Raw genomic sequence first — 22,288 nt, 5'->3', positions numbered from 1 at the left:
GCCAACTACCTACGAATAGATCATGACGCAATCTTCTTATAACGCTGATGCCATTGAGGTACTCACCGGGCTTGAGCCGGTTCGCCGCCGCCCGGGGATGTACACAGATACCACACGTCCGAACCACCTTGGTCAGGAAGTGATTGATAACAGTGTGGATGAAGCGCTTGCCGGACACGCGAAGCGTGTTGAGGTTATTCTTCATGCCGATCAATCACTGGAAGTGATCGACGATGGTCGCGGCATGCCCGTCGATATCCACCCGGAAGAGGGAGTACCGGCCGTTGAGCTGATCCTCTGTCGTCTGCACGCGGGCGGTAAGTTCTCCAACAAAAACTACCAGTTCTCCGGCGGCCTTCACGGCGTAGGGATCTCGGTAGTAAACGCCCTGTCGAAGCGCGTTGAGGTCAACGTTCGCCGTGATGGTCAGGTTTACACCATTGCGTTTGAAAACGGCGACAAGGTGGAAGATCTGCACGTCACCGGTACCTGCGGTAAACGTAATACCGGGACCAGCGTCCACTTCTGGCCGGACGAAAGCTTCTTCGACAGCCCGCGTTTTTCCGTTTCCCGCTTAAGCCACCTGCTGAAAGCGAAAGCAGTACTCTGCCCCGGCGTTGAAATCGTCTTTAAAGACAAAGTGAACGACACCGAGCAGACCTGGTGCTACGCCGACGGTCTGAACGACTATCTTTGCGAAGCCGTGAACGGCCTGCCGCTGCTGCCGGAAAAACCGTTTGTCGGTAATTTCTCCGGCGAAACCGAAGCGGTGGACTGGGCGCTGCTATGGCTGCCGGAAGGCGGCGAGCTGCTGACCGAAAGCTACGTCAACCTGATCCCGACCATGCAGGGCGGAACGCACGTCAACGGCCTGCGTCAGGGTCTGCTTGACGCGATGCGCGAGTTCTGTGAATACCGCAACATTCTGCCACGCGGCGTGAAGCTGTCGGCGGAAGATATCTGGGACCGCTGCGCCTACGTGCTGTCGGTGAAGATGCAGGATCCGCAGTTCGCCGGGCAGACGAAAGAGCGTCTCTCTTCCCGTCAGTGCGCGGCGTTTGTCTCTGGCGTGGTGAAAGATGCCTTCAGCCTGTGGCTGAACCAGAACGTCCAGGCCGCCGAGCTGCTGGCCGAAATGGCGATTTCCAGCGCCCAGCGTCGTCTGCGCGCGGCGAAAAAAGTGGTGCGTAAAAAGCTCACCAGCGGCCCGGCGCTGCCGGGTAAACTGGCCGACTGTACCGCGCAGGATCTCGCCCGCACCGAACTGTTCCTCGTCGAAGGTGACTCCGCAGGCGGTTCTGCCAAGCAGGCGCGCGATCGTGAATTCCAGGCGATCATGCCGCTCAAAGGTAAGATCCTCAACACCTGGGAAGTCTCTTCTGATGAAGTGCTGGCCTCGCAGGAAGTGCACGATATTTCCGTGGCGATCGGTATCGATCCGGACAGTTCGGATCTGAGCCAGCTGCGCTACGGCAAGATCTGTATCCTCGCGGATGCTGACTCCGATGGTCTGCACATCGCAACGCTGCTGTGCGCGCTGTTCGTGAAGCACTTCCGCGCGCTGGTGAAAGAAGGTCACGTCTATGTGGCGCTGCCGCCGCTGTACCGTATCGATCTGGGCAAAGAGGTTTACTATGCTCTGACCGAAGAGGAAAAAGCGGGCGTGCTGGAGCAGCTTAAGCGCAAGAAAGGCAAGCCGAACGTACAGCGCTTTAAAGGTCTGGGTGAAATGAACCCGATGCAGCTGCGCGAAACCACGCTTGATCCAAACACCCGCCGCCTGGTGCAGCTGTACATCACCGATGAAGATGAACAGCAGACTGATGCCACCATGGATATGCTGCTGGCCAAGAAGCGCTCGGAAGATCGCCGTAACTGGCTGCAGGAGAAAGGCGATATGGCGGAGCTGGAAGCCTAACACCTTGCCGGATGGCGCTTCGCTTACCCGGCCTACGATTGAAAAGGAGACGCTTGCGTCTCCTTTTTTATTGCCACAACCGCCGCTTAATTAATCGATTCAATTCTAATTTCTACGCTTTCTGAAATGCCATTTTAAAATTTGGTATGACAGGTCACAGTTTAGTTGTATGACTTCTACCATATTCTTGCGCTGGATATAAAACATACTTCTGAACATGGACGTCAATCTGTGCTGGCAATTGATTCGCATGGTGAATTTTATCTTTAATCAAAAGAGAATCGTCTATGTTAAGAAGAAAACTGGCAGTAAGCGTTTTATCTTTCTCGTTACTGATGGGGTCTGCGGCGGCGATGGCAAAAACGGTGTTCATCGCTTCAGATGTACACCCGGCTGACTATCCGACCACGGCGGCGGTGATTCACATGGGTGAAAAACTCAGCCAACAAACCGACGGGCGACTGTCCATCCGCATGTTCCCAAGCGGGCAGATGGGCGATGAGAGCACCACGCTCGAGAAAACCCGTGCGGGTGCCATTGATATCCTGCGCGTTTCGATGGCCCCGGTCGGCGGTATCCTTCCTCAGGTGAGCGTCTTCAACATGCCGTTTGTGTTCCGCGATACCGACCATCAGCACAAGGTGCTGGATGGCGATATTGGTAACACGCTGGCCAAAGAGATCTCCGACAGCAACCTCGGCCTGGTCTTCCTTGGCTGGATGGATGCGGGTTCGCGTAGTCTGATCACTAAAAAACCGATCACCAGCCTCGACGATCTGAAAGGGGTGAAGATCCGTCTGCAAAACAATCCAATCGGCCTCGATACCTTTAAAGCGCTAGGGGCAAACCCGATCGTCCTGCCGGTGGGCGATGTCTTTGCCAGCCTGCAAACCGGGGTGATCGATGCGGCGGAAAACAACGAGCCGACCTTTGATACCGAAAACTACGTGGTGGCCGGGACCAAATATTTCGATCTCACCGAACACTTTATGATCCCGGAAGTGCTCGCCTTCTCAAAGCGTAAATGGAGCAAGCTCTCGGCGGACGATCAGGCGCTGATCATGAAGCTGGCGAAAGAAGCGCAGGCTGAAGAGCGCGTGCTGTGGGCGGACTACGTGGAGAAATCCAAGCAGCGCCTGCAAAGCCAGGGCGTCAAATTCCTTCCGGTCGACAAAAAGCCATTTGTCGACGCCACTGCACCGGTTCGTGAGAAATACGGTAAGCAGTTCAGCGACTTAATGCAGCAAATTCAGGACACCAAATAATCCACTTCGCGGCAGGCCAGCGTGGGCTGGCCCGCCCGTTTTGATCTGGGGATAACAATGAAAAATTTCTATGTCCTGGTCATGGATGGCGTGTATCGGATCTGCATTTGGCTGTCAGGGATCAGCCTGTTATTTATGACGTTTATCTATCTGGTGGGGATCTACGCTCGCTTTCGTCCCGATCTTCCCGCCTGGCTGGACTTTCTGCCGCACGCCTCAACCAGTTGGCCGGAGCCGCTGTCGCAGATCTGTATGATCACCTTCTCCTTTGTGGGGGCGGCGGCGGCCTATCGGGCAGGCAGCCATATTGCGATCACCATGCTGGTCGATCATATCAACCCGACAATGAAAAAAGGGCTGGCGGTGTTTGTCGATCTGGCGATGCTCGCCACCTGCCTGTTTATCATTCACTGGGGGATCATTGGCTGTATGGATGCCTGGGAGGACGTGGTGCCGTCGCTGCCGTTCCTGACCTCGGGGATCACCCACCTGCCGATTCCGCTGGGATCGTTCTTTACGCTGCTGTTCGTGGTCGAAAAAATGCTGTGCGGCCCACAAACGCACCGTGAACTGGTGCAGTTTGGCTCGCCGAAAGTCGGTCACTAAGGAGCGAACGCAATGGACTTAACGCTGATTATTTTTGTCGTCACTTTCGTGACGCTGATGGCGATTGGTATGCCAGTGGCCTATGCTGTCGGCCTGACCGCCGTGGTGGTCACCGCCTTCGCCGACTTCTCCCTCGACGGGCTTATCATCACCATTTTCCACAGTACCGATAACGTTAACCTGCTGACCATTCCGTTCTTTGTCTTTGCCGGGGCGATTATGGCGGAAGGGGGGATGGCGCGACGGCTGGTGGATTTCGCCGGGCTGTTTGTTGGCTGGATCCGTGGCGGCCTGTCGCTGGTGAACATCCTCGCCTCGACGCTGTTTGGTGCGATTTCCGGATCGTCGGTGGCGGATACCGCGTCGATCGGATCGGTGCTGATCCCGGAAATGGAGCGCAAAGGCTACCCGCGCTCATTCGGTGCGGTGCTGACCGCCAGTGCCTCGGTGCAGGCGATCCTCGTGCCGCCGAGCCATAACTCGGTGCTGTTTGCTATCGTGGCTAACACCGCGGCGGTCACTATTCCGGCGATGTTCCTCGCCGGGATCATCCCGACGCTGGTGCTGTGCCTGACGCTTATCGTCATGTGTCTGATTGCCGCGCGTAAAAACAACTACCCGAAAGAGGAACGCGTCGAACTTAAGCGCAAGATAAAGATTGCCTCAGACGCCATCTGGGGGCTGATTACCATTGTGATCATCTCCGGCGGTATTCTCTCCGGTTTCTTCACGCCGACGGAGTCCGGGGCAATTGCCTGCGTGTGGGCGATGTTTGTCACCTTCTTTGTCTACCGCGAATACAAGCTGAAGGACTTCCCAAAACTGATTCACCGTACCATCAAAACCGTCACCATGGTGATGGTGCTGATTGCCTTCGCCGCCGCGTTTGGCTCGGTGATGACGCTGGTGGGCCTGCCGCAGGAGATCTCCGCTGCGCTACTGTCATTGTCGGATAACAAGTACGTCATCCTGTTGATTATCAACATTATGCTGCTGCTGTTGGGCTGTCTGATGGACATGGCGCCGCTGATTCTGATCCTGACGCCGATTCTGCTGCCGGTGGTGGTTGAGCTTGGCATCGACCCGGTGCACTTCGGCATCATCATGATGATGAACCTGGGGATTGGCCTTATCACGCCGCCGGTGGGTTCGGTGCTGTTCGTGGCGAGCGCCGTGAGCGGGCAGAAAATTGAGACGGTGGTGAAGGCCATGATCCCGTTCTATTGCGTGCTGTTCCTGGTGCTGGTTGCTATCACCTATATTCCGATGCTGTCACTGTGGCTGCCAGGGCGTTTCCACTAAGCCTGGGCGACGTGATTTTTTCGATACTGCAAGGGGGTCTCACCGATCCCCTTTTTAAATGAGCTAATAAAGTAAGTCACCTCAGAAAACCCGACCTGTGCGGCAATCTCGCTCACCGGCAGTACGCTGTGTAGCAGCAGTTCGCAGGCGCGTCGTAGCCGAATAGTATTGAGATAATCGTGAATATTCTCGCCCGTCTCAGCGTGAAAACGGCGCGACAGATAGCTGCGCGATTTCCCTAACTCCTGCGCTAGCGCGTCGAGGCTGAATTTCTGCCGATAGTTCTCATCAATCCAGAACATCACTGAACTGGCGATACTGCGTCCGGCTTCCGGCATCTTTTCCTGGGTGGGCGGCAGCATATTGAACAGCGTCATCAGCATGCAGGTTATCTGCTCGGTGCTGAGACCGGAGGCGTTGGACATACGGGCATACAGGCCGAACAGGTGATCAATATGCGCGTGCTGGTCGGCTAAATCCGCCACGAATGCCGGGCGGCCACGGGCTGAAACTGCCTGTAAGCGCTGATGATTTTCCGGGAAGTGGCGCAGCAACGTCGCGATGGCGTGCTGATCGACATGGATAATCGTCCGCCGATAACTATCCTGCGCTTTTTCATCGACCATGATTTTATGCAGCGTGAACGGGGGGAAGAAAAAGAGCCTGCCGGGGCGCATGGTGTACTGGCGATTATCGACGATCACCACGCCAAACCCCTCTTCGACATAGAGAATTTCCAGACACTGATGCCAGTGCTGGTAGCGCACGGTATTGGCAAAAAGGCGGCTAAACGACGCCACGGCGTCATTCAGGGTGATCAGCTCCAGATGCTCGGCATTCCAGGACGAAGTCATGTGCAATAAATTTAAATTTTTACCGGGTTAATCTTACTACTAAACCACTGTTTTAAATTTTATCAAGCGGCGGTTCATCGAATGGTATCAGTTGTGACCGGGTTAACATTTCTCAGCCACCCCGATTCTCTATGCTTTAGCCACTTTCGAGGATGGGTAAATCAGGGGGCAGGACAGTGGCGGAAATATCAAAAATATTGTCATCACGACAGGACGTAGCGCAGACGCTGACGGCAATGCTGAGCGCTCTCGATAAACAGTTTCCCGACAACGTCGCGCAGTTCTCGCTGGGTAAAACCTGCGCGCACTACAGCACGGATATTGCGGAAATGGAGGGCTTATCGAGAGCGCTTTGGGGTCTGTTCCCGCTGCTGGCGGGTGGGGAAGCGGTGCCGTTTAGCGACAAATATCTCACCGCGATTAAGCTGGGTACTGACCCGCAAAGCCCATCCTATTGGGGAGAAACCGGGCCGTACGACCAGCGTCTGGTTGAGATGGCGGCCTACGGTCTCGGCCTGGCCCTGTTGCAGGACAAGCTGACCAGCCATTTCAGCACTGCTGAACTGGAAAACCTGCACTGCTGGTTGAACCAAATCACCGATGCCCAGATGCCGGACAGCAACTGGAACTACTTTGCGATTATCGTACAGCTGGGCTTTAAGCGCGCCGGGCTGCCGTACGACCAGGCCGCTATCGACCGCCGCTTCACGATGATGGAAGCCTACTATCTTGGCGGCGGCTGGTACTCCGATGGCCCGGGCCGCCCGAAAGATTACTACATCTCGATGGCGTTCCACTTTTACGGCCTGATTTACGCCACGCTGAACGGGGACGATGACCCAACGCGCGCCGCGACGCTGCGTGAACGTGCCTGCCTGTTTGCCAAAGACTTTATCTATCTTTCCGCCGCCGACGGGGCTTCAGTGCCGTTTGGCCGCAGCCTGACCTACCGCTTTGCGATGGTGGCATTCTGGAGCGGCGTGGCCTTCGCCGGGCTGGACGTCTTCTCGCCGGGCGTAGTGAAAGGCATTATCCTGCGCCACCTGCGCTGGTGGCTGGATCAACCGATTTTTGACCGCGACGGTATTCTGACGCTAGGCTTCGCCTATCCGAACCTGGCGATGTGCGAAGACTACAACTCGCCGGGCTCACCGTACTGGGCGCTGAAGGTGTTTTTGATCATGGCGCTGCCGGAGGCCCACCCCTTCTGGCAGGCGGAAGAGATGCCGCTGCCGAGCCTGGCACCGGTACATGCGATTGTACCCGCCCAGCAGATCCTACAGCACAGCGAAAACTCGCAGCACGTAGTGATGCTCACCTCCGGCCAGCTCGAGCTGAACAACTATGTGAACACCGAGGCTAAGTACACCAAATTTGCCTATTCTACGCGCTTTGGCTTCACCATCGAGCGGGGGCGCTACGGCATTAAGCACGCGGCCTGTGACTCGATGCTGCTGCTGTCGGATAACGACAATTACTGGCGCGGCCGCCGCGAATGCGAGAGCGTTGAGATGCTGGACGGCGCCATCTACTCGCGCTGGCTGCCGTGGCACGACGTGCAGGTTGATACCTGGCTTATCCCATGCGGCGACTGGCACGTGCGCGTGCACCGGGTGAATACGGCGCGTCGCTTGCAGACGGTGGAGGGCGGCTTTGCGGTGATGAAAGCCGATGCGCAACTGACCGTGCGCCAGAGTCGGGTGAATGCTGCCAACGGGATGAGCGCGGTGGCGGATCTCTCGCCTCACGCCGTGCGTCTTGCCGACAGTGTGATTACCCCGCCGAACAGCAGCGTGATGTTTGCCGAGTGCGCGGCGATTCCGACGCTAACGGGTGAGATAGCGCCCGGCGAACATTGGCTGTGCTGCGCGGTAGTGGCAAGCGGTCACCACAACGCAACCTTGCCAGCATTACCCATACTGCACATTGAAAATAATACGCTGAACGTGACGGATAACGTCAGCGGGAAAATAACAACGCTGAATTTTTAACTCTCCGGATACAACAATAAACCGGAATACCTCCTGACAGACTCTGCATCATTATGATGCAGAGTCTGTACCCCTACATCGTTTTGTCGAGGACCGTATGGAAAAAATATCGTCTACAAACAGACTGGAATATTACAAAATAAGCTCGTTTATATTTTTGTACTTTTTTACCTGGTCAGCCAGTATTGGCTTATTTGCGATTTGGCTTGGGCAAAAAGCAGAACTCAGCGGCGCGGTGATTGGCACCGTTTTTGCCGTAAACGGCATATTCTCCGTTATTCTCAAGCCTATTTACGGTTATATTCTCGATAAAATTGGCATGAGTAAATATCTGCTCTATTTTGTAGTGGTGATGTCCGCCCTGATGGCGCCGTTCTTTATTTATGTTTACCAGCCGCTGCTGCTTTCCTACACCACCGTGGGGATTATTGTTGGTGCTATTTATCTGAGCTTCGCGTGGTATGCCGGCGTGGCGGCCTGTGAATCTTATGCCGATCGCTACAGCCGCCTGAACAGCATGGAGTTTGGTCAGATTCGTATGTGGGGTTCGCTCGGTTGGGCGGTGGCATCGTCCTTCTCCGGCCTGCTGTTTAATATCTCTCCGGCCTACAACTTTATCCTCGGCAGCGTGGCATCGCTGGTCATGCTGGCGGTGTTAATCAGCCTGAAAGTAGATACTGCAACCAGCAACGCCAGCGCGGTTATTTCAAAGGATAAGATTGTACTGAAAGACGTTTTCGACCTGCTGAAAAGCAGCAAGTTCTGGGCATTCTGCCTGTATGTGGCTGGCGTGGCGTGGATGATGTTTGTCGCTGAGCAGCAGTTCTCGCGCTATTTCGTGACCTTCTTTAGCGATGTGCACGAAGGTAACACCCTCTTTGGCCTGCTGGGTACCGTGCAGTCCGGCACCGAGTTCGTGATGTATATCTTTATGCCGATGTTCGTCAACTATATCGGCGCGAAACGCGGTCTGATTATTGTGGGTGTGCTGGTGGGCGCGCGACTGGTGATTTCCGGTCTGTGCGAGTCGCATCTGCTGATTTCCGTGATTAAACCGCTGTACGGCCTGGAAATTTGTCTGCTGCTGGTCTCGGTATTTAAATATATTGCTGAGCATTTCGATAAACGCGTCAACGCTACCATGTATTTATTGGGTTACCAGGCCATGTTGTATATCGGTAATGTCGTGGTCTCTTCACCAGCAGGTTTATTATACGACCGCATTGGATTCGAAAAGACCTATATCATTATGGGGGGAATTGCGCTGTTCTTTACGCTGATTTCAGCATTCACGTTATCTGCCTGTAAACGTCAGAATCATCGCCAGCCTGCACTTGATGTCGCTGAAAATGGTATTTCTAAATAAGCCTTACTGAATGAAGGAACCGAATATGTTAAACCCTATCGTTGAGGAAACCCTGCGCGAATTTCCGGGTGCTCCCGTTAATCTTCAGACGTTTAACGATGAGCTGTGCTCGGCGCGTAGCCACGTCCTTAAGCTGATTAGCCGTCATTTAACGGATTTCGGTGATAAATTCCCGGGCGAAGCCTGTGTGGACGGCTACTATCCGCTGACCGAAAACGTCGAGTGGACAACCAGCTTCTGGACCGGGCAGCTGTGGCTGGCCTGGGAGATGACCGGTGAGGAGAAATACCGGGCGTTGGCGGAAAAACACGTGCGCTCGTTTGGCCTGCGTATTGCCGGGCGCTGTGACACCAACACGCATGACCTGGGCTTCCTGTACACGCTTTCCTGCGTGTCGGCCTGGCGTTTGACCGGTAATCGCGATGCGCGCGGCTTCTCTTTGCAGGCGGCGGAAGCCCTGCTGGAGCGCTTCCATCGTAAAGCGGAAATTATTCAGGCCTGGGGCGTACTCACCGACCCGGAGCAAGCAGGGCGCATGATTATCGACTGCACCATGAACCTGCCGCTGCTCTACTGGGCGACGGAACAGACCGGCGATCCGCGATTTGCCGATGCCGCGCGCGCTCACGTGCGCCAGTCGGCGAAATATCTGGTGCGTGAAGACGCCTCGACCTACCACACCTACTACATGGACGTGCAGACCGGTGCACCGCGCTTTGGTAAAACCCAGCAGGGCTATGCCGACGACTCCTGCTGGTCGCGCGGGCAGGCGTGGGGCATTTACGGCTTTATGCTGAGCTTCTTGTATACCGGCGACAAGGAGCTGATTAGCTTGTCGAAAAAGCTGGCGAACTACTTCCTCAACCGCCTGCCGGAAGACTACGTCTGTCATTGGGATCTGGCGCTGGTCGGCACCGATGCGCTGCGCGATTCATCCTCGGCGGCGATCGCGGTGTGTGGCCTGCTGGAGCTGGTTAAGCATCTGCCGACCACCGATCCAGACCGCGAGCGCTATCAGCAGTGGGCGATGGGGATGATGTCATCGCTGTCGAAACACTATCTGATGGGCGTGGACGAACCGGGTACCGGCGTGCTGAAACATTCGGTGTATCACTTCGCGAGCGATAAGGGCGTGGATGAATGCTGTAGCTGGGGGGATTATTTCTATGTGGAAGCGCTGGTGCGCATGACGCAGAGCTGGAAGCTGTACTGGTAAATCGATAACTACCTTTAACACGTAGCCCGGACGAGGTGCGTAAGCACCGACGCCGGGAATTCCCCGGCGTCACTACGTTCGGCCGGGCTACGTTGATGCGTCAGTCTTAAACGCCTGACTCCAGAATACGAATGGTCGTATCCAGCACATCGGCTTTCACCGCTTCGCTCCAGGCTTTCATGTGCGGCGTCTGCAGGTGCGCTTCAAGGTGCGCCACGCTTTCCCACACTTCAACCATCACGATAGAGTCCGGTGCGGTGGTCTGGAAGCTCACGTTTGCGGCGTGATCAACCATCGGCGCGTAGCCGTGGCAGCCGTCTTCTTTCAGCACGGTTGGGATAATTTTGGTGAACTGATCCAGCACCGCCTGACGGTGATGTTGTCCTGGACGAGTACGGATTTCAGCAATAATGGTCAACATGATTAACTCCTTCTAATTCCAGGCTAACAGTTAAGCAAAAATCTTCCCAAGATGCTCGCGGTATTCTGCAACATAACGTGGAACGTCAGGCATTTTAATCACGTCGTTGGTGATAAAGGTCGGCAGCGCTTCCATTCCCAGGAACTGGTTGGCTTTGTGGAACGGCAGGTAAACGCCGTCAACGCCCACGCCGTGGAAGAACTGATCTTTATCGGTAAAGGCTTCCATTGGGGCGTTCCAGGTCAGGGACAGCATGTAGGTTTTGCCCTGAATCAGACCGCCGGAGCCATATTTTTTGCTGGCGTCGGAGCGGGTGCGGCCATCGCTGGCGTACAGAGAACCGTGACCTTCGGTGAATACGTCATCGATATATTTTTTCACGGTCCATGGTGCGCCCATCCACCAACCTGGCATCTGCCAGATCACGGTGTCGGCCCACAGGAAGTTCTGGACTTCGGCTTTGACGTCATAGTCGCCGTCCGCGCGAACCACTTTAACATCATGCCCGAGGTCGCGCAGGTAGGTCTCCGCGACTTCAGTCAGGGTGTCGTTCAGCTGGCCGTTAGAATGGCCGAATTTTTTCGCACCGTTAACAATCAGAATGTTGCTCATTATCAATCCTCAAAAGTTGGCTTTTGAGGGGCATGATACTCGCCTTGCTGTAACGATTAAATGTGCAAAATGTGCAAAGTCTTTTGCTGAATTAGCAATAATAAACTACCCACGAATGATCACTTCAAAGCCGCCGCCGGGGGCGTTAGCAAACGTCGCCGTCATGCCGTGCAGCGTGGCAATGCGCTGCACAATCGACAACCCGAGTCCGCTGCCGGTTTCATCCTGCCCCGGCGGGCGATAGAAACGTTCGCCGATGCGCGCCAGCGCTTCCGGGCTGATGCCCGGCCCGTTATCGCGGACGCTGAAACCGTGGCTGTCGAGCGTTACGTCCACCACGCTGCCCGAAGGGCTGTAGCGCACGGCGTTATCCAGCAGATTACGTACCAGCAGGCTCATCAGCAGCGGCTGGGCGGTGCGGGTGACCTGCGGCGCGTTCAGGTGCAGGCGAATCTCGATGCCCGCTTTTTGCGCCGTGTGGTAGATGTCCATCACTGAGGATTGCAGCAGATCGCCGAGATTCACCGGCTGCACGTCCGCTAGTTGCTCCAGCGAATCAAGGCGGGAGAGGGTCAGCAGTTGCTCAACCAGGCGCGTGGCGCGGTCGATGCCCGCATGCAGCTGCATCAGCGCCTTTTGCTGACTTTCCGGATCGTCCTGCGACAGCTGTGCCACTTCGGCCTGCACCCGCAGTGCGGTGAGCGGGCTGCGCAGCTCATGGGCGGCATCGGAGGTGAAGCGGCGCTCGCGAGTCAGCATATCGTGGATACGGCGGAACAGCAGGTTGAGCGCATCTAACATCGGACGAACTTCGTTTGGCACGCCGTGCGTATCCAGCGGCTCGCCGGAGTCTGGGTGGCGCTGGCGCAGGGTGCGGGTTATTTTTTTGAGCGGCGCCAGCTCGCGGCTAATCAACAGAATCAACAGCAAAAAGGTGACCGGCAGGGCAATCAGCCACGGCGTCAGCTGGCTGGTGATGATATCCAGCGCCATCTCCTTGCGGTAATCCCACTCCTGGCCGACCACGATGCGGTATTTTTTATCGGCGGTGGTCAGCCATAAAAAGCGCCAGCTATCGTCATCGTTGCTCAGCGGGCCATCGTCAAAACCTTCGCGGCGATAGTTATAGGGGATGTACGGCCCGTTCTCACCGTCGTGCAGCACCATCTTGCCGTCGACGGTGTAGATGGCGAACGCCAGCGCGTCATCATCAAGATGCCCGTGTTTGACCTTCTTTGGCGCGCGAATCCACTGGCGTGAGGCGGGCAGGTCGGCGAAGTCCATCGCGCTGATGCGTTTGGCAAACAGCATTTGCTGAGTGTCGAACAGCTTATCCAGCTTGTCGGTGGTCTGCTTCCAGGCGATGACGCTGGCAAAACACCAGGCCACGGCGGAGAGCAGCATAAACAGCAGCGTCAGGCGAACGCGCAGGCTCAGGCGGCGGAACAGGTTCATTGGTCACCCAGCGTGTAGCCGATACCGTGGACGGTACGGATAAAGTGGCTGCCGAGCTTGCGGCGCAGATGGTGGACGTGCACTTCAATGGCGTTGCTGGTGACCTCTTCATCCCAGCTATAGAGCTTCTCTTCAATCAGCTTGCGCGGCAACACGCGCCCGGCGTTACGCAGCAACAGCTCCAGCAGGGCAAACTCTTTCGGCTTCAGTATGAGTGGTTCGTTGTTCAAGGTGGCGGTCAGACGATTTGGATCAAGCTCCACCTCGCCGTGGCGCAGCACGCTGCTTGGCTGGCCGTGGGCGCGGCGAATCAGCGCCTCCAGACGGGCGGCGACTTCAATCAGTGCGAACGGTTTGCAGAGATAGTCGTCAGCGCCTAAGCGCAGCCCTTCGACGCGCTGGCTCAGCGCATCGCGGGCGGTCAGGATGAGTACCGGTTCGCGGCGGGATTTTTCGCGCCACTCGCGCAGAATGTCCAGCCCGTCGATGCCGGGCAGCGTCAGGTCAAGGATCACCGCGTCGTAAGGGGCGCTATAGAGCGCGATTTTGCCCTCTTCACCGCGGGTAAACCAGTCGATGCTGAAGCCCATTTTGCCGAGCCCGGTTTTGATGCCGTCGCCGATAAGCTTGTCATCTTCCACTAATAAAATGCGCATCTGCTACTCCTTGCCTGCTGCTCTGTCTACCAAGTAAAGCGCGCCTGTACTGCCTATGTACAGCAATAATAAATCTTTTTTTGCCTTAAGAAGTTGTTAAGAAATGGCGGGTGTAATAGTGCTCATACACCACAAAAGGGAGAACAAATCATGAAGAAACTTGCTGCTATCGCCGCTATCCTGGCTCTAGCTTCTGCACCCGCATTTGCCGCCACTCAGGGCGGGTTTTCCGGCCCGTCTACCACCACGACGACGCAGACCGGCGGCTTCGTTGGCCCTAACGGCACCGTGACTACCGCGGCGAACGCCAAAACCATGCGTGATGACACCTGGGTTACGCTTCGTGGCAACATCATTGAGCGTGTATCTGACGATCTGTATATTTTTAAAGATGCCAGCGGCACCGTGAATGTGGATATTGATCACAAGCGCTGGAACGGCCAGACCATCACCCCGCAGGATGTGGTTGAAATCCAGGGCGAAGTGGATAAAGACTGGAACTCCGTTGAAATCGACGTGAAGCAGATCCGCAAAGTGAATCCATAATCCCCTAAGACTGCGCAAGATCGGTCAGGATTCACTGCGGCCAGGTGGGCAGAATGTCCCGCAAGGAGGCAGTGATGAGTGACTTATTAAGCGCGGCTTATTCCGAACGCCTGCGGCGCGTTTGCGACCACATTGAGCGTCATCTGGATGAGCCTCTCTCGCTCGAGGCGTTAAGCCGGATGGCGCACAGTTCGCCCTTTCATTTCCATCGGCAATTTACCGCCTGGAGCGGCCTGCCGCTGTATCGCTATATCCAGTGGTTACGCCTGCGTCGCGCCTCGTGGCGGCTAGCGTTCAACCCGCAGGATAAGGTTATCGATATTGCGCTGGATGCCGGGTTTCAGAACCCGGAGTCGTTCACTCGTGCCTTTAAAACCGCGTTTGGCCAAAGCCCACGCCAGTTCCGACAAACCCCGGACTGGGCGGCCTGGCACCAGCGCGTTCCTAAACTGGCTTTACAGGAGCAGCACGTAATGGACGTGAAAATCGTTGAATTTCCGCAAACCAACGTCGCCATGTTGACCCATCAGGGGCATCCGGATCGGGTGAACGACAGCGCGGCAATCTTTATTGAGTGGCGACGCACCACCGGGCTTTCGCCGGTGGCGAGCAGCCAGACCTACGGCATTGCCTGGCACGACCCGCAGACCACGCCACCGGAGCAGTTTCGCTTTGATATCTGCGGCAGCGTCGGTGAACCAATACCGGAGAACGCATTTGGCGTGGTCAACGCTGAGATTCCTGGCGGGCGCTGCGCGGTCTTGCGTCATCAGGGCTCACTGGATTCGCTGTCTGACAGCGTCTGGTCTCTGTTCCGCGAGTGGTTACCGGGTAGCGGCGAGACGCCGCGCGACTTCCCGGTCTTTTTCCAGTACCTCAACTTTGTCCATGAGGTGCCGGAACATGCGCTGCTGACGGATATTTATTTACCGCTTCGTTAACCGGCTCCCAACCTATCTCACGGTTTGTGACTCAGACCGTGAGATAGGGTATTATCTGCGGCAATATTGCCGTCCGAACGGTCAGCATGCAGATTGAGGATCCACTGTTAATGAGCGATATGGCAGAGCGCCTTGCGCTACATGAATTTACGGAAAACGCCTACTTAAACTACTCCATGTACGTCATCATGGATCGCGCGTTGCCGTTTATTGGCGATGGCCTGAAACCGGTGCAGCGCCGCATTGTTTACGCAATGTCGGAACTGGGGTTGAACGCCACCGCAAAATTTAAAAAATCCGCCCGTACCGTTGGTGACGTACTGGGTAAGTACCATCCGCACGGCGATAGCGCCTGTTACGAAGCGATGGTGCTGATGGCGCAGCCGTTCTCCTACCGTTACCCGCTGGTCGATGGCCAGGGGAACTGGGGGGCACCGGACGATCCGAAATCGTTCGCGGCGATGCGTTATACCGAATCCCGCCTGTCGAAATATTCCGAGCTGCTGTTAAGCGAGTTGGGGCAGGGCACGGCTGATTGGGTGCCGAACTTTGACGGCACCATGCAGGAGCCGAAAATGCTGCCTGCGCGCCTGCCTAACATCCTGCTGAACGGCACCACCGGTATCGCCGTAGGTATGGCGACGGACATTCCGCCGCACAACCTGCGCGAAGTGGCGAAAGCCGCGATTACCCTGATTGAAAAACCGCAGACCACGCTCGACGAGGTGCTGGATATCGTTCAGGGCCCGGACTACCCGACCGAGGCGGAAATCATCACCTCGCGCGCGGAAATCCGCAAAATTTACCAGAACGGCCGTGGCTCCGTGCGCATGCGCGCGGTGTGGAATAAAGAAGACGGTGCGGTAGTGATTACCGCGCTGCCGCATCAGGTTTCCGGCGCCAAAGTGCTGGAACAGATCGCGGCCCAGATGCGTAACAAAAAGCTGCCGATGGTCGATGACCTGCGCGACGAATCTGACCACGAAAATCCGACCCGTCTGGTTATCGTGCCGCGTTCCAACCGCGTGGACATGGATCAGGTGATGAACCACCTGTTTGCCACCACCGATCTGGAAAAGAGCTACCGCATCAACCTGAACATGATTGGGCTGGATGGTCGTCCGGCGGTGAAAAACCTGCTGGAAATCCTCACCGAATGGCTGGCGTTCCGCCGCGACACCGTCCGTCGTCGCCTGAACTACCGCCTCGAGAAAGTGCTCAAACGCCTGCATATCCTCGAAGGTTTGCTGGTGGCGTTCCTCAACATCGATGAAGTGATCGAGATAATCCGTCACGAAGATGAGCCGAAGCCGGCGCTGATGTCGCGCTTTGGCATCAGCGAAACCCAGGCGGAAGCGATCCTCGAGCTGAAATTGCGCCACCTGGCGAAGCTCGAAGAGATGAAGATCCGCGGCGAGCAGGATGATTTAGCTAAAGAGCGTGATCATCTGCAGGCGATCCTGGCGTCCGAACGCAAGATGAGTAACCTGCTGAAGAAAGAGCTGCAGGCCGATGCCGAAGCCTTTGGTGACGATCGTCGTTCTCCGCTGCGCGAGCGCGAAGAAGCGAAAGCGATGAGCGACCATGACATGCTGCCGTCTGAACCGGTGACTATCGTGCTGTCGCAGATGGGCTGGGTACGTAGCGCGAAAGGCCATGACATTGACGCTCAGGGGCTGAACTATAAGTCCGGCGATAGCTGGAAATCGTCGGTGAAAGGCAAAAGCAACCAACCGGTGGTGTTTGTCGATACCACCGGCCGCAGCTACGCCATCGACCCGATTACGCTGCCGTCCGCCCGTGGGCAGGGCGAGCCGCTGACCGGCAAGCTGACGTTACCGCCGGGCGCGACCGTCGAGCACATGCTGATGGAAGGCGACGATACCAAGCTGCTGATGGCTTCCGACGCGGGCTACGGTTTCCTGTGTACCTTCAACGACCTGGTCGCACGTAACCGTGCCGGTAAGGCGCTGATTTCACTGCCGGATAACGCACACGTGATGCCGCCGGTGGTGATTGAAGACGAGAGCGACATGCTGCTGGCGATCACCTCCGCAGGCCGCATGCTGATGTTCCCGCTGAGCGATCTACCGCAGCTGTCGAAAGGTAAGGGCAACAAGATTATCAACATCCCGGCAGCGGAAGCCGCCAGCGGTGTCGATAGCCTTGCGCACCTTTACGTACTGCCGCCGCAGAGCACGCTGACCTTCCACGTAGGCAAACGTAAGATCAAACTGCGCCCGGAAGAGCTGCAAAAAGTGACGGGTGAACGCGGTCGTCGCGGCACCCTGATGCGCGGCCTGCAAAAAATCGATCGCGTTGAGATTGATTCACCGCAGCGCGCCTCGGCGGGCGACAGCGAAGAGTAATATATTCCCCCGTCGTCAGGCGGGGGAAAAATTACCGTGAAACCGTTGTTAATTCAGCCGTTGCGATTAACAATACCCCTTTGCAGGGGTCTGCAAGTAACAAAGCCCTGTCCGGTCTATATATCCTGTCAGCACCCGTCTGATCGGTATCATTCTAAGTGGTTCAGGGTTCAGAGGACGCTATGCTATTTATTTTACGTGTCATTATTGTCGTCATTTATTGCATCCTGGTATGCATCTTTGGCTGCATCTATTGCCTGTTCAGTCCGCGTAACCCAAAACACGTCGCCACCTTTGGCCATATGTTTGGCCGTATGGCGCCGGTGTTCGGTTTAAAGGTTGAAACCCGCAAACCGGCTGACGCGGAGCGCTATGGCAACGCGATTTATATCGCCAACCACCAGAACAACTACGATATGGTGACAGCGGCGAATATCGTTCAGCCGCCAACCGTGACGGTCGGTAAAAAGAGCCTGGTGTGGGTGCCGTTCTTTGGTCTGCTGTACTGGCTGACCGGCAACCTGCTGATCGACCGCAACAACCGAGCGAAAGCGCACAGTACCATTGCGGAAGTGGCAGATGCCTTTAAGAAACGCAGAATTTCCATCTGGATGTTCCCGGAAGGTACCCGCAGCCGTGGCCGTGGCCTGCTGCCGTTTAAAACCGGTGCATTTCACGCGGCTATCGCTGCCGGTGTGCCAATTATCCCGGTGTGTGTGTCGAATACTTCCAATAAGATTAAACTCAACCGCTGGAATAATGGTCTGGTGATTGTGGAAATGCTGGAGCCTATCGACACCAGCGCGTGGGGTAAAGATCAGGTTCGCGACCTGGCAAAACACTGCCGCGAAGTCATGAAGGCCAAAATAGACGAGCTGGACCAGGAAGTGGCCCAGCGTGAGTCTGCGGGTAAAGCGTAATTTCTGCTGACGGCGTGGGTGAATGCCCGCGTCGCGGCTGTATTGCTGTTGGGAAAATGATTTCCCGCGTTTGATTTGTCAGTTTTGATGGAGCTTATATGTCACTCAGTCGGCGTCAGTTTATTCAGGCTTCGGGCGTTGCGCTTTGTGCCGGCACCGTGCCGCTGAGGGCACAGGCCGCAGGGAAGCAACCCGCATTGCCGGTGCCTCCTCTGCTGGAGTCTCGCCGTGGGCAACCGCTATTCTTAACGCTGCAGCGGGCGCACTGGTCGTTTACCCAGGGCACGCGCGCCTCCGTCTGGGGCGTCAACGGCCGCTATCTTGGGCCGACGATCCGCGTCTGGAAGGGTGACGATGTCAAACTCATCTACAGCAACCGTCTGACGGAAAACGTCGCCATGACCGTGCGCGGTTTGCAGGTGCCGGGGCCGTTGATTGGCGGCGCGGCGCGCATGATGACGCCAAACGCCGACTGGGCGCCGGTGCTGCCAATTCGCCAGAACGCGTCAACGCTGTGGTATCAGGCCAATACGCCAAACCACATGGCCCAGCAGGTGTATAACGGCCTGGCGGGAATGTGGCTGGTGGAAGATGAAGTTAGTAAGTCCTTACCATTCCCTAACCACTACGGCGTCGACGACTTCCCGGTCATTATCCAGGATAAGCGTCTGGATAACTTTGGCGCGCCGGTATACGACGAACCGGGCAGCGGTGGCTTTGTTGGCGATACGCTGCTGGTCAACGGTGTCCAGGGGCCCTATGTTGAAGTATCGCGCGGCTGGGTGCGTCTGCGCCTGCTGAACGCCTCTAACTCTCGCCGTTACTCGCTGCGGATGAGCGATGGCCGCGCGCTGCACGTGATTTCCAGCGATCAGGGCTTCCTGCCTGCACCGGTCTCCACCACGCAAATTTCGCTGGCGCCGGGTGAGCGTCGCGAAGTGCTGGTGGATATGACCAACGGCGATGAAGTGTCGATTACCTGCGGTGAGTCCGCCAGCATCATGGAGCGTATTCGCGGCTTCTTCGAACCATCGAGCATTTTGATCTCCACGCTGGTGCTGACCCTGCGCCCAACGGGGCTGCTGCCGTTAGTGACCGATAACTTACCGATGCGCATACTGCCAACGGAAGTGCTGAGCGGCACGCCGATTCGCAGCCGCGACATTCTGCTCGGCGACGATCCGGGTATCAACGGCCAACTGTGGGACCCGCAGCGCATTGATATCACCGCGCAACAGGGCACCTGGGAGCGCTGGACGGTTCGTGCCGATGCGCCGCAGTCGTTCCATATTGAAGGGGTGATGTTCCAGGTTCGCAACGTCAACGGTGCGACGCCGCTGCCGGAAGATCGGGGGTGGAAAGATACGGTCTGGATTGACGGTCAGGTTGAGCTGCTGGTCTATTACTCACAGCCGTCATGGCCGCACTTCCCGTTCCAGTTCTCCAGCCAGACGCTGGAGCTTGCCGACCGTGGTTCTATCGGGCAGATTCTGGTGAACCCGGCGCCGTAATCAAGAACCTCCGGCGTCGCTGCGCTTATGGTAGCCCGGCCGAGCGCAGCGACGCCGGGACCCGCACCACGTTAAAAATTCCCACTTCATTAGTAAGGCGAACGGGCTTATAATCCCCGGCCTTTGTCTATTTTTTTGCCAATTTTTTTCGGAAGCAATATGAGCGCTATCTCCCTGATCCAACCGGATCGCGACCTTTTCTCCTGGCCGCAGTACTGGGCCGCCTGCTTTGGGCCGGCTCCGTTTTTGCCAATGTCACGTGAAGAGATGGATCAACTTGGCTGGGATAGCTGCGACATCATTCTGGTAACCGGCGACGCCTATGTTGATCACCCGAGCTTCGGGATGGCGATTTGTGGCCGTATGCTGGAAGCGCAGGGCTTCCGCGTGGGGATCATCGCCCAGCCAGACTGGAACAGCAAAGACGACTTTATGCGTCTGGGTAAACCGAACCTGTTCTTCGGCGTCACCGCCGGCAACATGGACTCGATGATCAACCGCTATACCGCAGACCGCAAGCTGCGCCATGACGATGCCTATACGCCGGATAACGTCGCGGGCAAACGCCCTGACCGCGCGACGCTGGTTTATACCCAGCGCTGTAAAGAAGCGTGGAAAGATGTGCCGGTTATCCTCGGTGGCATCGAAGCCAGCCTGCGTCGTACCGCGCACTATGACTATTGGTCCGATACCGTGCGCCGCTCGGTGCTGATTGACGCCAAGGCCGACATGCTGATGTTCGGTAACGGCGAGCGTCCGCTGGTTGAAGTGGCGCACCGTCTGGCGGCAGGCGAGCTAATCGCGCAGATCCGCGACGTGCGTAACACCGCTATCATCGTCAAAGAAGCGCTGCCGGGCTGGTCTGGTGTTGATTCAACCCGCATCGACACCCCGGGGAAAATCGACCCGATTCCGCATCCGTACGGTGAAGATCTGCCGTGTGCCGACAACAAACCGGTGGCACCGAAAAAGCAGGAAGCCAAAGTCGTTACCGTACAGCCGCCGCGCCCTAAGCCGTGGGAGAAAACCTACGTCTTGCTGCCGTCCTTTGAAAAGGTCAAAGGCGACAAGGTGCTGTATGCCCACGCTTCCCGTATTCTGCACCATGAAACCAACCCGGGCAGCGCCCGTGCGCTGATGCAGAAGCAGGGCGACCGCTATATCTGGATTAACCCGCCAGCGATCCCGCTCTCCACCGAAGAGATGGACAGCGTGTTCGCGCTGCCGTACCAGCGTATCCCGCACCCGTCATACGGCAAGGCGCGTATCCCGGCGTATGAGATGATTCGTTTCTCTATCAACATCATGCGCGGCTGCTTCGGCGGCTGTTCCTTCTGCTCTATCACCGAGCACGAAGGTCGTATTATTCAAAGCCGCTCCGAAGACTCGATCATCAACGAAATCGAAGCCATTCGTGACACGGTGCCGGGCTTTACCGGCATTATCTCCGACCTGGGTGGCCCAACGGCCAACATGTACATGCTGCGCTGTAAGTCGCCGCGTGCGGAGCAGACCTGCCGTCGTCTCTCCTGCGTGTACCCGGAAATCTGTCCGCATATGGATACCGACCACACGCCGACGATTAACCTCTACCGTCGCGCCCGCGACCTGAAAGGTATCAAGAAGATCCTGATTGCCTCCGGCGTCCGTTACGACCTGGCGGTGGAAGACCCGCGCTATATCAAAGAGCTGGCAACCCACCACGTGGGCGGCTATCTGAAGATTGCGCCTGAACACACTGAAGAAGGGCCGCTGTCGAAGATGATGAAGCCGGGGATGGGCAGCTATCACCGCTTTAAAGAGCTGTTCGACACCTATTCGAAGCAGGCGGGTAAAGAGCAGTATCTGATTCCGTACTTTATCTCCGCCCACCCTGGGACGCGTGATGAAGATATGGTGAACCTGGCGCTGTGGCTGAAGCAGCACCGCTTCCGCCTGGATCAGGTGCAGAACTTCTACCCGTCGCCGCTGGCGAACTCGACCACCATGTATTACACCGGCAAGAACCCGCTGGGTAAAATTGGCTATAAGAGTGAAGATGTGGTGATCCCGAAAGGCGATAAGCAGCGTCGTCTGCACAAAGCGCTGCTGCGCTATCACGATCCGGCTAACTGGCCGCTGATCCGTACGGCGCTGGAGACGATGGGTAAAAAACATCTGATCGGCAGCCGTCGTGACTGCCTGGTGCCTGCGCCAACGTTGGACGAGATGCGCGAAGCACGTCGCCAGAACCGCAATACACGCCCGGCGCTGACCAAGCACACGCCGGTGGCGCACCAGCGTCAGACGCCAAACGGCATCAAAAAGCGTCCTAAACCCGCGTCCCGCTAAGCGCTTAA

The 22,288-nt window shown here is 56.7% G+C and carries 17 protein-coding genes and 1 pseudogene; 13 read left to right on the top strand and 5 right to left on the bottom strand.

Going from position 1 to position 22,288, the window contains the following annotated elements:
- The first annotated feature begins 22 nt into the window (after positions 1-22).
- From parE to AB2B48_RS14450, 4 genes are all read left to right on the top strand, one after another.
- Entirely contained in the window at positions 23-1,918 is a 1,896-nt protein-coding gene (gene parE, locus AB2B48_RS14465) for a DNA topoisomerase IV subunit B (RefSeq protein ID WP_220439158.1), read from the top strand.
- Positions 1,919-2,205: 287 nt separating this feature from the next.
- Positions 2,206-3,183, top strand: a complete 978-nt coding sequence (locus tag AB2B48_RS14460) for a TRAP transporter substrate-binding protein (RefSeq protein WP_185668385.1) — start codon at positions 2,206-2,208, stop codon at positions 3,181-3,183.
- Between the two features lie 57 nt (positions 3,184-3,240).
- Positions 3,241-3,789 (top strand): TRAP transporter small permease, encoded by a 549-nt coding sequence (locus AB2B48_RS14455; RefSeq protein ID WP_185668384.1) that lies wholly within the window; start codon positions 3,241-3,243, stop codon positions 3,787-3,789.
- Positions 3,790-3,801: 12 nt separating this feature from the next.
- Positions 3,802-5,091, top strand: coding sequence for a TRAP transporter large permease (locus AB2B48_RS14450; protein WP_333496156.1), 1,290 nt, complete (start codon positions 3,802-3,804; stop codon positions 5,089-5,091).
- Here AB2B48_RS14450 and AB2B48_RS14445 read toward each other — a convergent pair.
- Positions 5,088-5,945: a helix-turn-helix transcriptional regulator gene (locus tag AB2B48_RS14445; RefSeq protein WP_368299476.1), complete on the bottom strand. Its 858-nt coding sequence runs from the start codon at positions 5,943-5,945 to the stop codon at positions 5,088-5,090. The two genes, AB2B48_RS14450 and AB2B48_RS14445, sit on opposite strands and share 4 nt — an antisense overlap.
- A 236-nt stretch (positions 5,946-6,181) precedes the next feature.
- Between AB2B48_RS14445 and AB2B48_RS14440 the strand changes: the two genes are divergently transcribed.
- From AB2B48_RS14440 to AB2B48_RS14430, 3 genes are all read left to right on the top strand, one after another.
- Positions 6,182-7,936, top strand: coding sequence for a DUF2264 domain-containing protein (locus AB2B48_RS14440; protein ID WP_368301968.1), 1,755 nt, complete (start codon positions 6,182-6,184; stop codon positions 7,934-7,936).
- A 97-nt stretch (positions 7,937-8,033) separates the two neighbouring features.
- A complete protein-coding gene (locus AB2B48_RS14435) occupies positions 8,034-9,302 on the top strand; it encodes an oligosaccharide MFS transporter (protein WP_185668380.1) in 1,269 nt (422 codons plus the stop codon).
- A 25-nt stretch (positions 9,303-9,327) separates the two neighbouring features.
- Positions 9,328-10,518, top strand: a complete 1,191-nt coding sequence (locus tag AB2B48_RS14430) for a glycoside hydrolase family 88 protein (RefSeq protein ID WP_368299475.1) — start codon at positions 9,328-9,330, stop codon at positions 10,516-10,518.
- Between the two features lie 106 nt (positions 10,519-10,624).
- Here the strand turns inward: AB2B48_RS14430 and AB2B48_RS14425 are convergent, their stop codons facing one another.
- From AB2B48_RS14425 to qseB, 4 genes are all read right to left on the bottom strand, one after another.
- Complete coding sequence (locus AB2B48_RS14425) at positions 10,625-10,939, bottom strand: putative quinol monooxygenase (protein WP_185668378.1); 315 nt, start codon at positions 10,937-10,939, stop codon at positions 10,625-10,627.
- Positions 10,940-10,969: 30 nt separating this feature from the next.
- Entirely contained in the window at positions 10,970-11,551 is a 582-nt protein-coding gene (locus AB2B48_RS14420; protein WP_220440988.1) for an NAD(P)H-dependent oxidoreductase, read from the bottom strand.
- 105 nt (positions 11,552-11,656) lie between these two features.
- Positions 11,657-13,006 (bottom strand): quorum sensing histidine kinase QseC, encoded by a 1,350-nt coding sequence (gene qseC, locus AB2B48_RS14415; RefSeq protein WP_368299474.1) that lies wholly within the window; start codon positions 13,004-13,006, stop codon positions 11,657-11,659.
- Positions 13,003-13,662 (bottom strand): quorum sensing response regulator transcription factor QseB, encoded by a 660-nt coding sequence (gene qseB / locus AB2B48_RS14410; RefSeq protein WP_185668375.1) that lies wholly within the window; start codon positions 13,660-13,662, stop codon positions 13,003-13,005. The genes qseC and qseB overlap by 4 nt, the downstream gene beginning before the upstream one ends.
- A gap of 150 nt (positions 13,663-13,812) precedes the next feature.
- Here qseB and AB2B48_RS14405 point away from each other — a divergent pair, with 150 nt between their 5' ends.
- From AB2B48_RS14405 to AB2B48_RS14380, 6 genes and pseudogenes are all read left to right on the top strand, one after another.
- Positions 13,813-14,208 carry a YgiW/YdeI family stress tolerance OB fold protein gene (locus AB2B48_RS14405; protein WP_185668374.1) on the top strand — a complete coding sequence of 132 codons (396 nt, stop codon included), beginning with the start codon at positions 13,813-13,815 and terminating at the stop codon, positions 14,206-14,208.
- Positions 14,209-14,282: 74 nt separating this feature from the next.
- Complete coding sequence (locus tag AB2B48_RS14400) at positions 14,283-15,149, top strand: AraC family transcriptional regulator (RefSeq protein ID WP_368299473.1); 867 nt, start codon at positions 14,283-14,285, stop codon at positions 15,147-15,149.
- A gap of 110 nt (positions 15,150-15,259) precedes the next feature.
- A complete protein-coding gene (gene parC, locus AB2B48_RS14395) occupies positions 15,260-17,518 on the top strand; it encodes a DNA topoisomerase IV subunit A (RefSeq protein WP_333498770.1) in 2,259 nt (752 codons plus the stop codon).
- Between the two features lie 182 nt (positions 17,519-17,700).
- A complete protein-coding gene (gene plsC / locus AB2B48_RS14390) occupies positions 17,701-18,438 on the top strand; it encodes a 1-acylglycerol-3-phosphate O-acyltransferase (protein WP_185668371.1) in 738 nt (245 codons plus the stop codon).
- Positions 18,439-18,536: 98 nt separating this feature from the next.
- Positions 18,537-19,949 (top strand): cell division protein FtsP, encoded by a 1,413-nt coding sequence (gene ftsP, locus AB2B48_RS14385; RefSeq protein ID WP_333011259.1) that lies wholly within the window; start codon positions 18,537-18,539, stop codon positions 19,947-19,949.
- 88 nt (positions 19,950-20,037) lie between these two features.
- Positions 20,038-22,280, top strand: a pseudogene (locus AB2B48_RS14380) (YgiQ family radical SAM protein).
- Positions 22,281-22,288: the final 8 nt, after the last annotated feature.

Origin of the sequence: Kluyvera sichuanensis, assembly GCF_040930405.1 — a bacterium.
Taxonomy (GTDB): Bacteria; Pseudomonadota; Gammaproteobacteria; order Enterobacterales; family Enterobacteriaceae; genus Kluyvera; species Kluyvera sichuanensis.
This window is presented reverse-complemented; position numbering and strand designations above follow the sequence as displayed.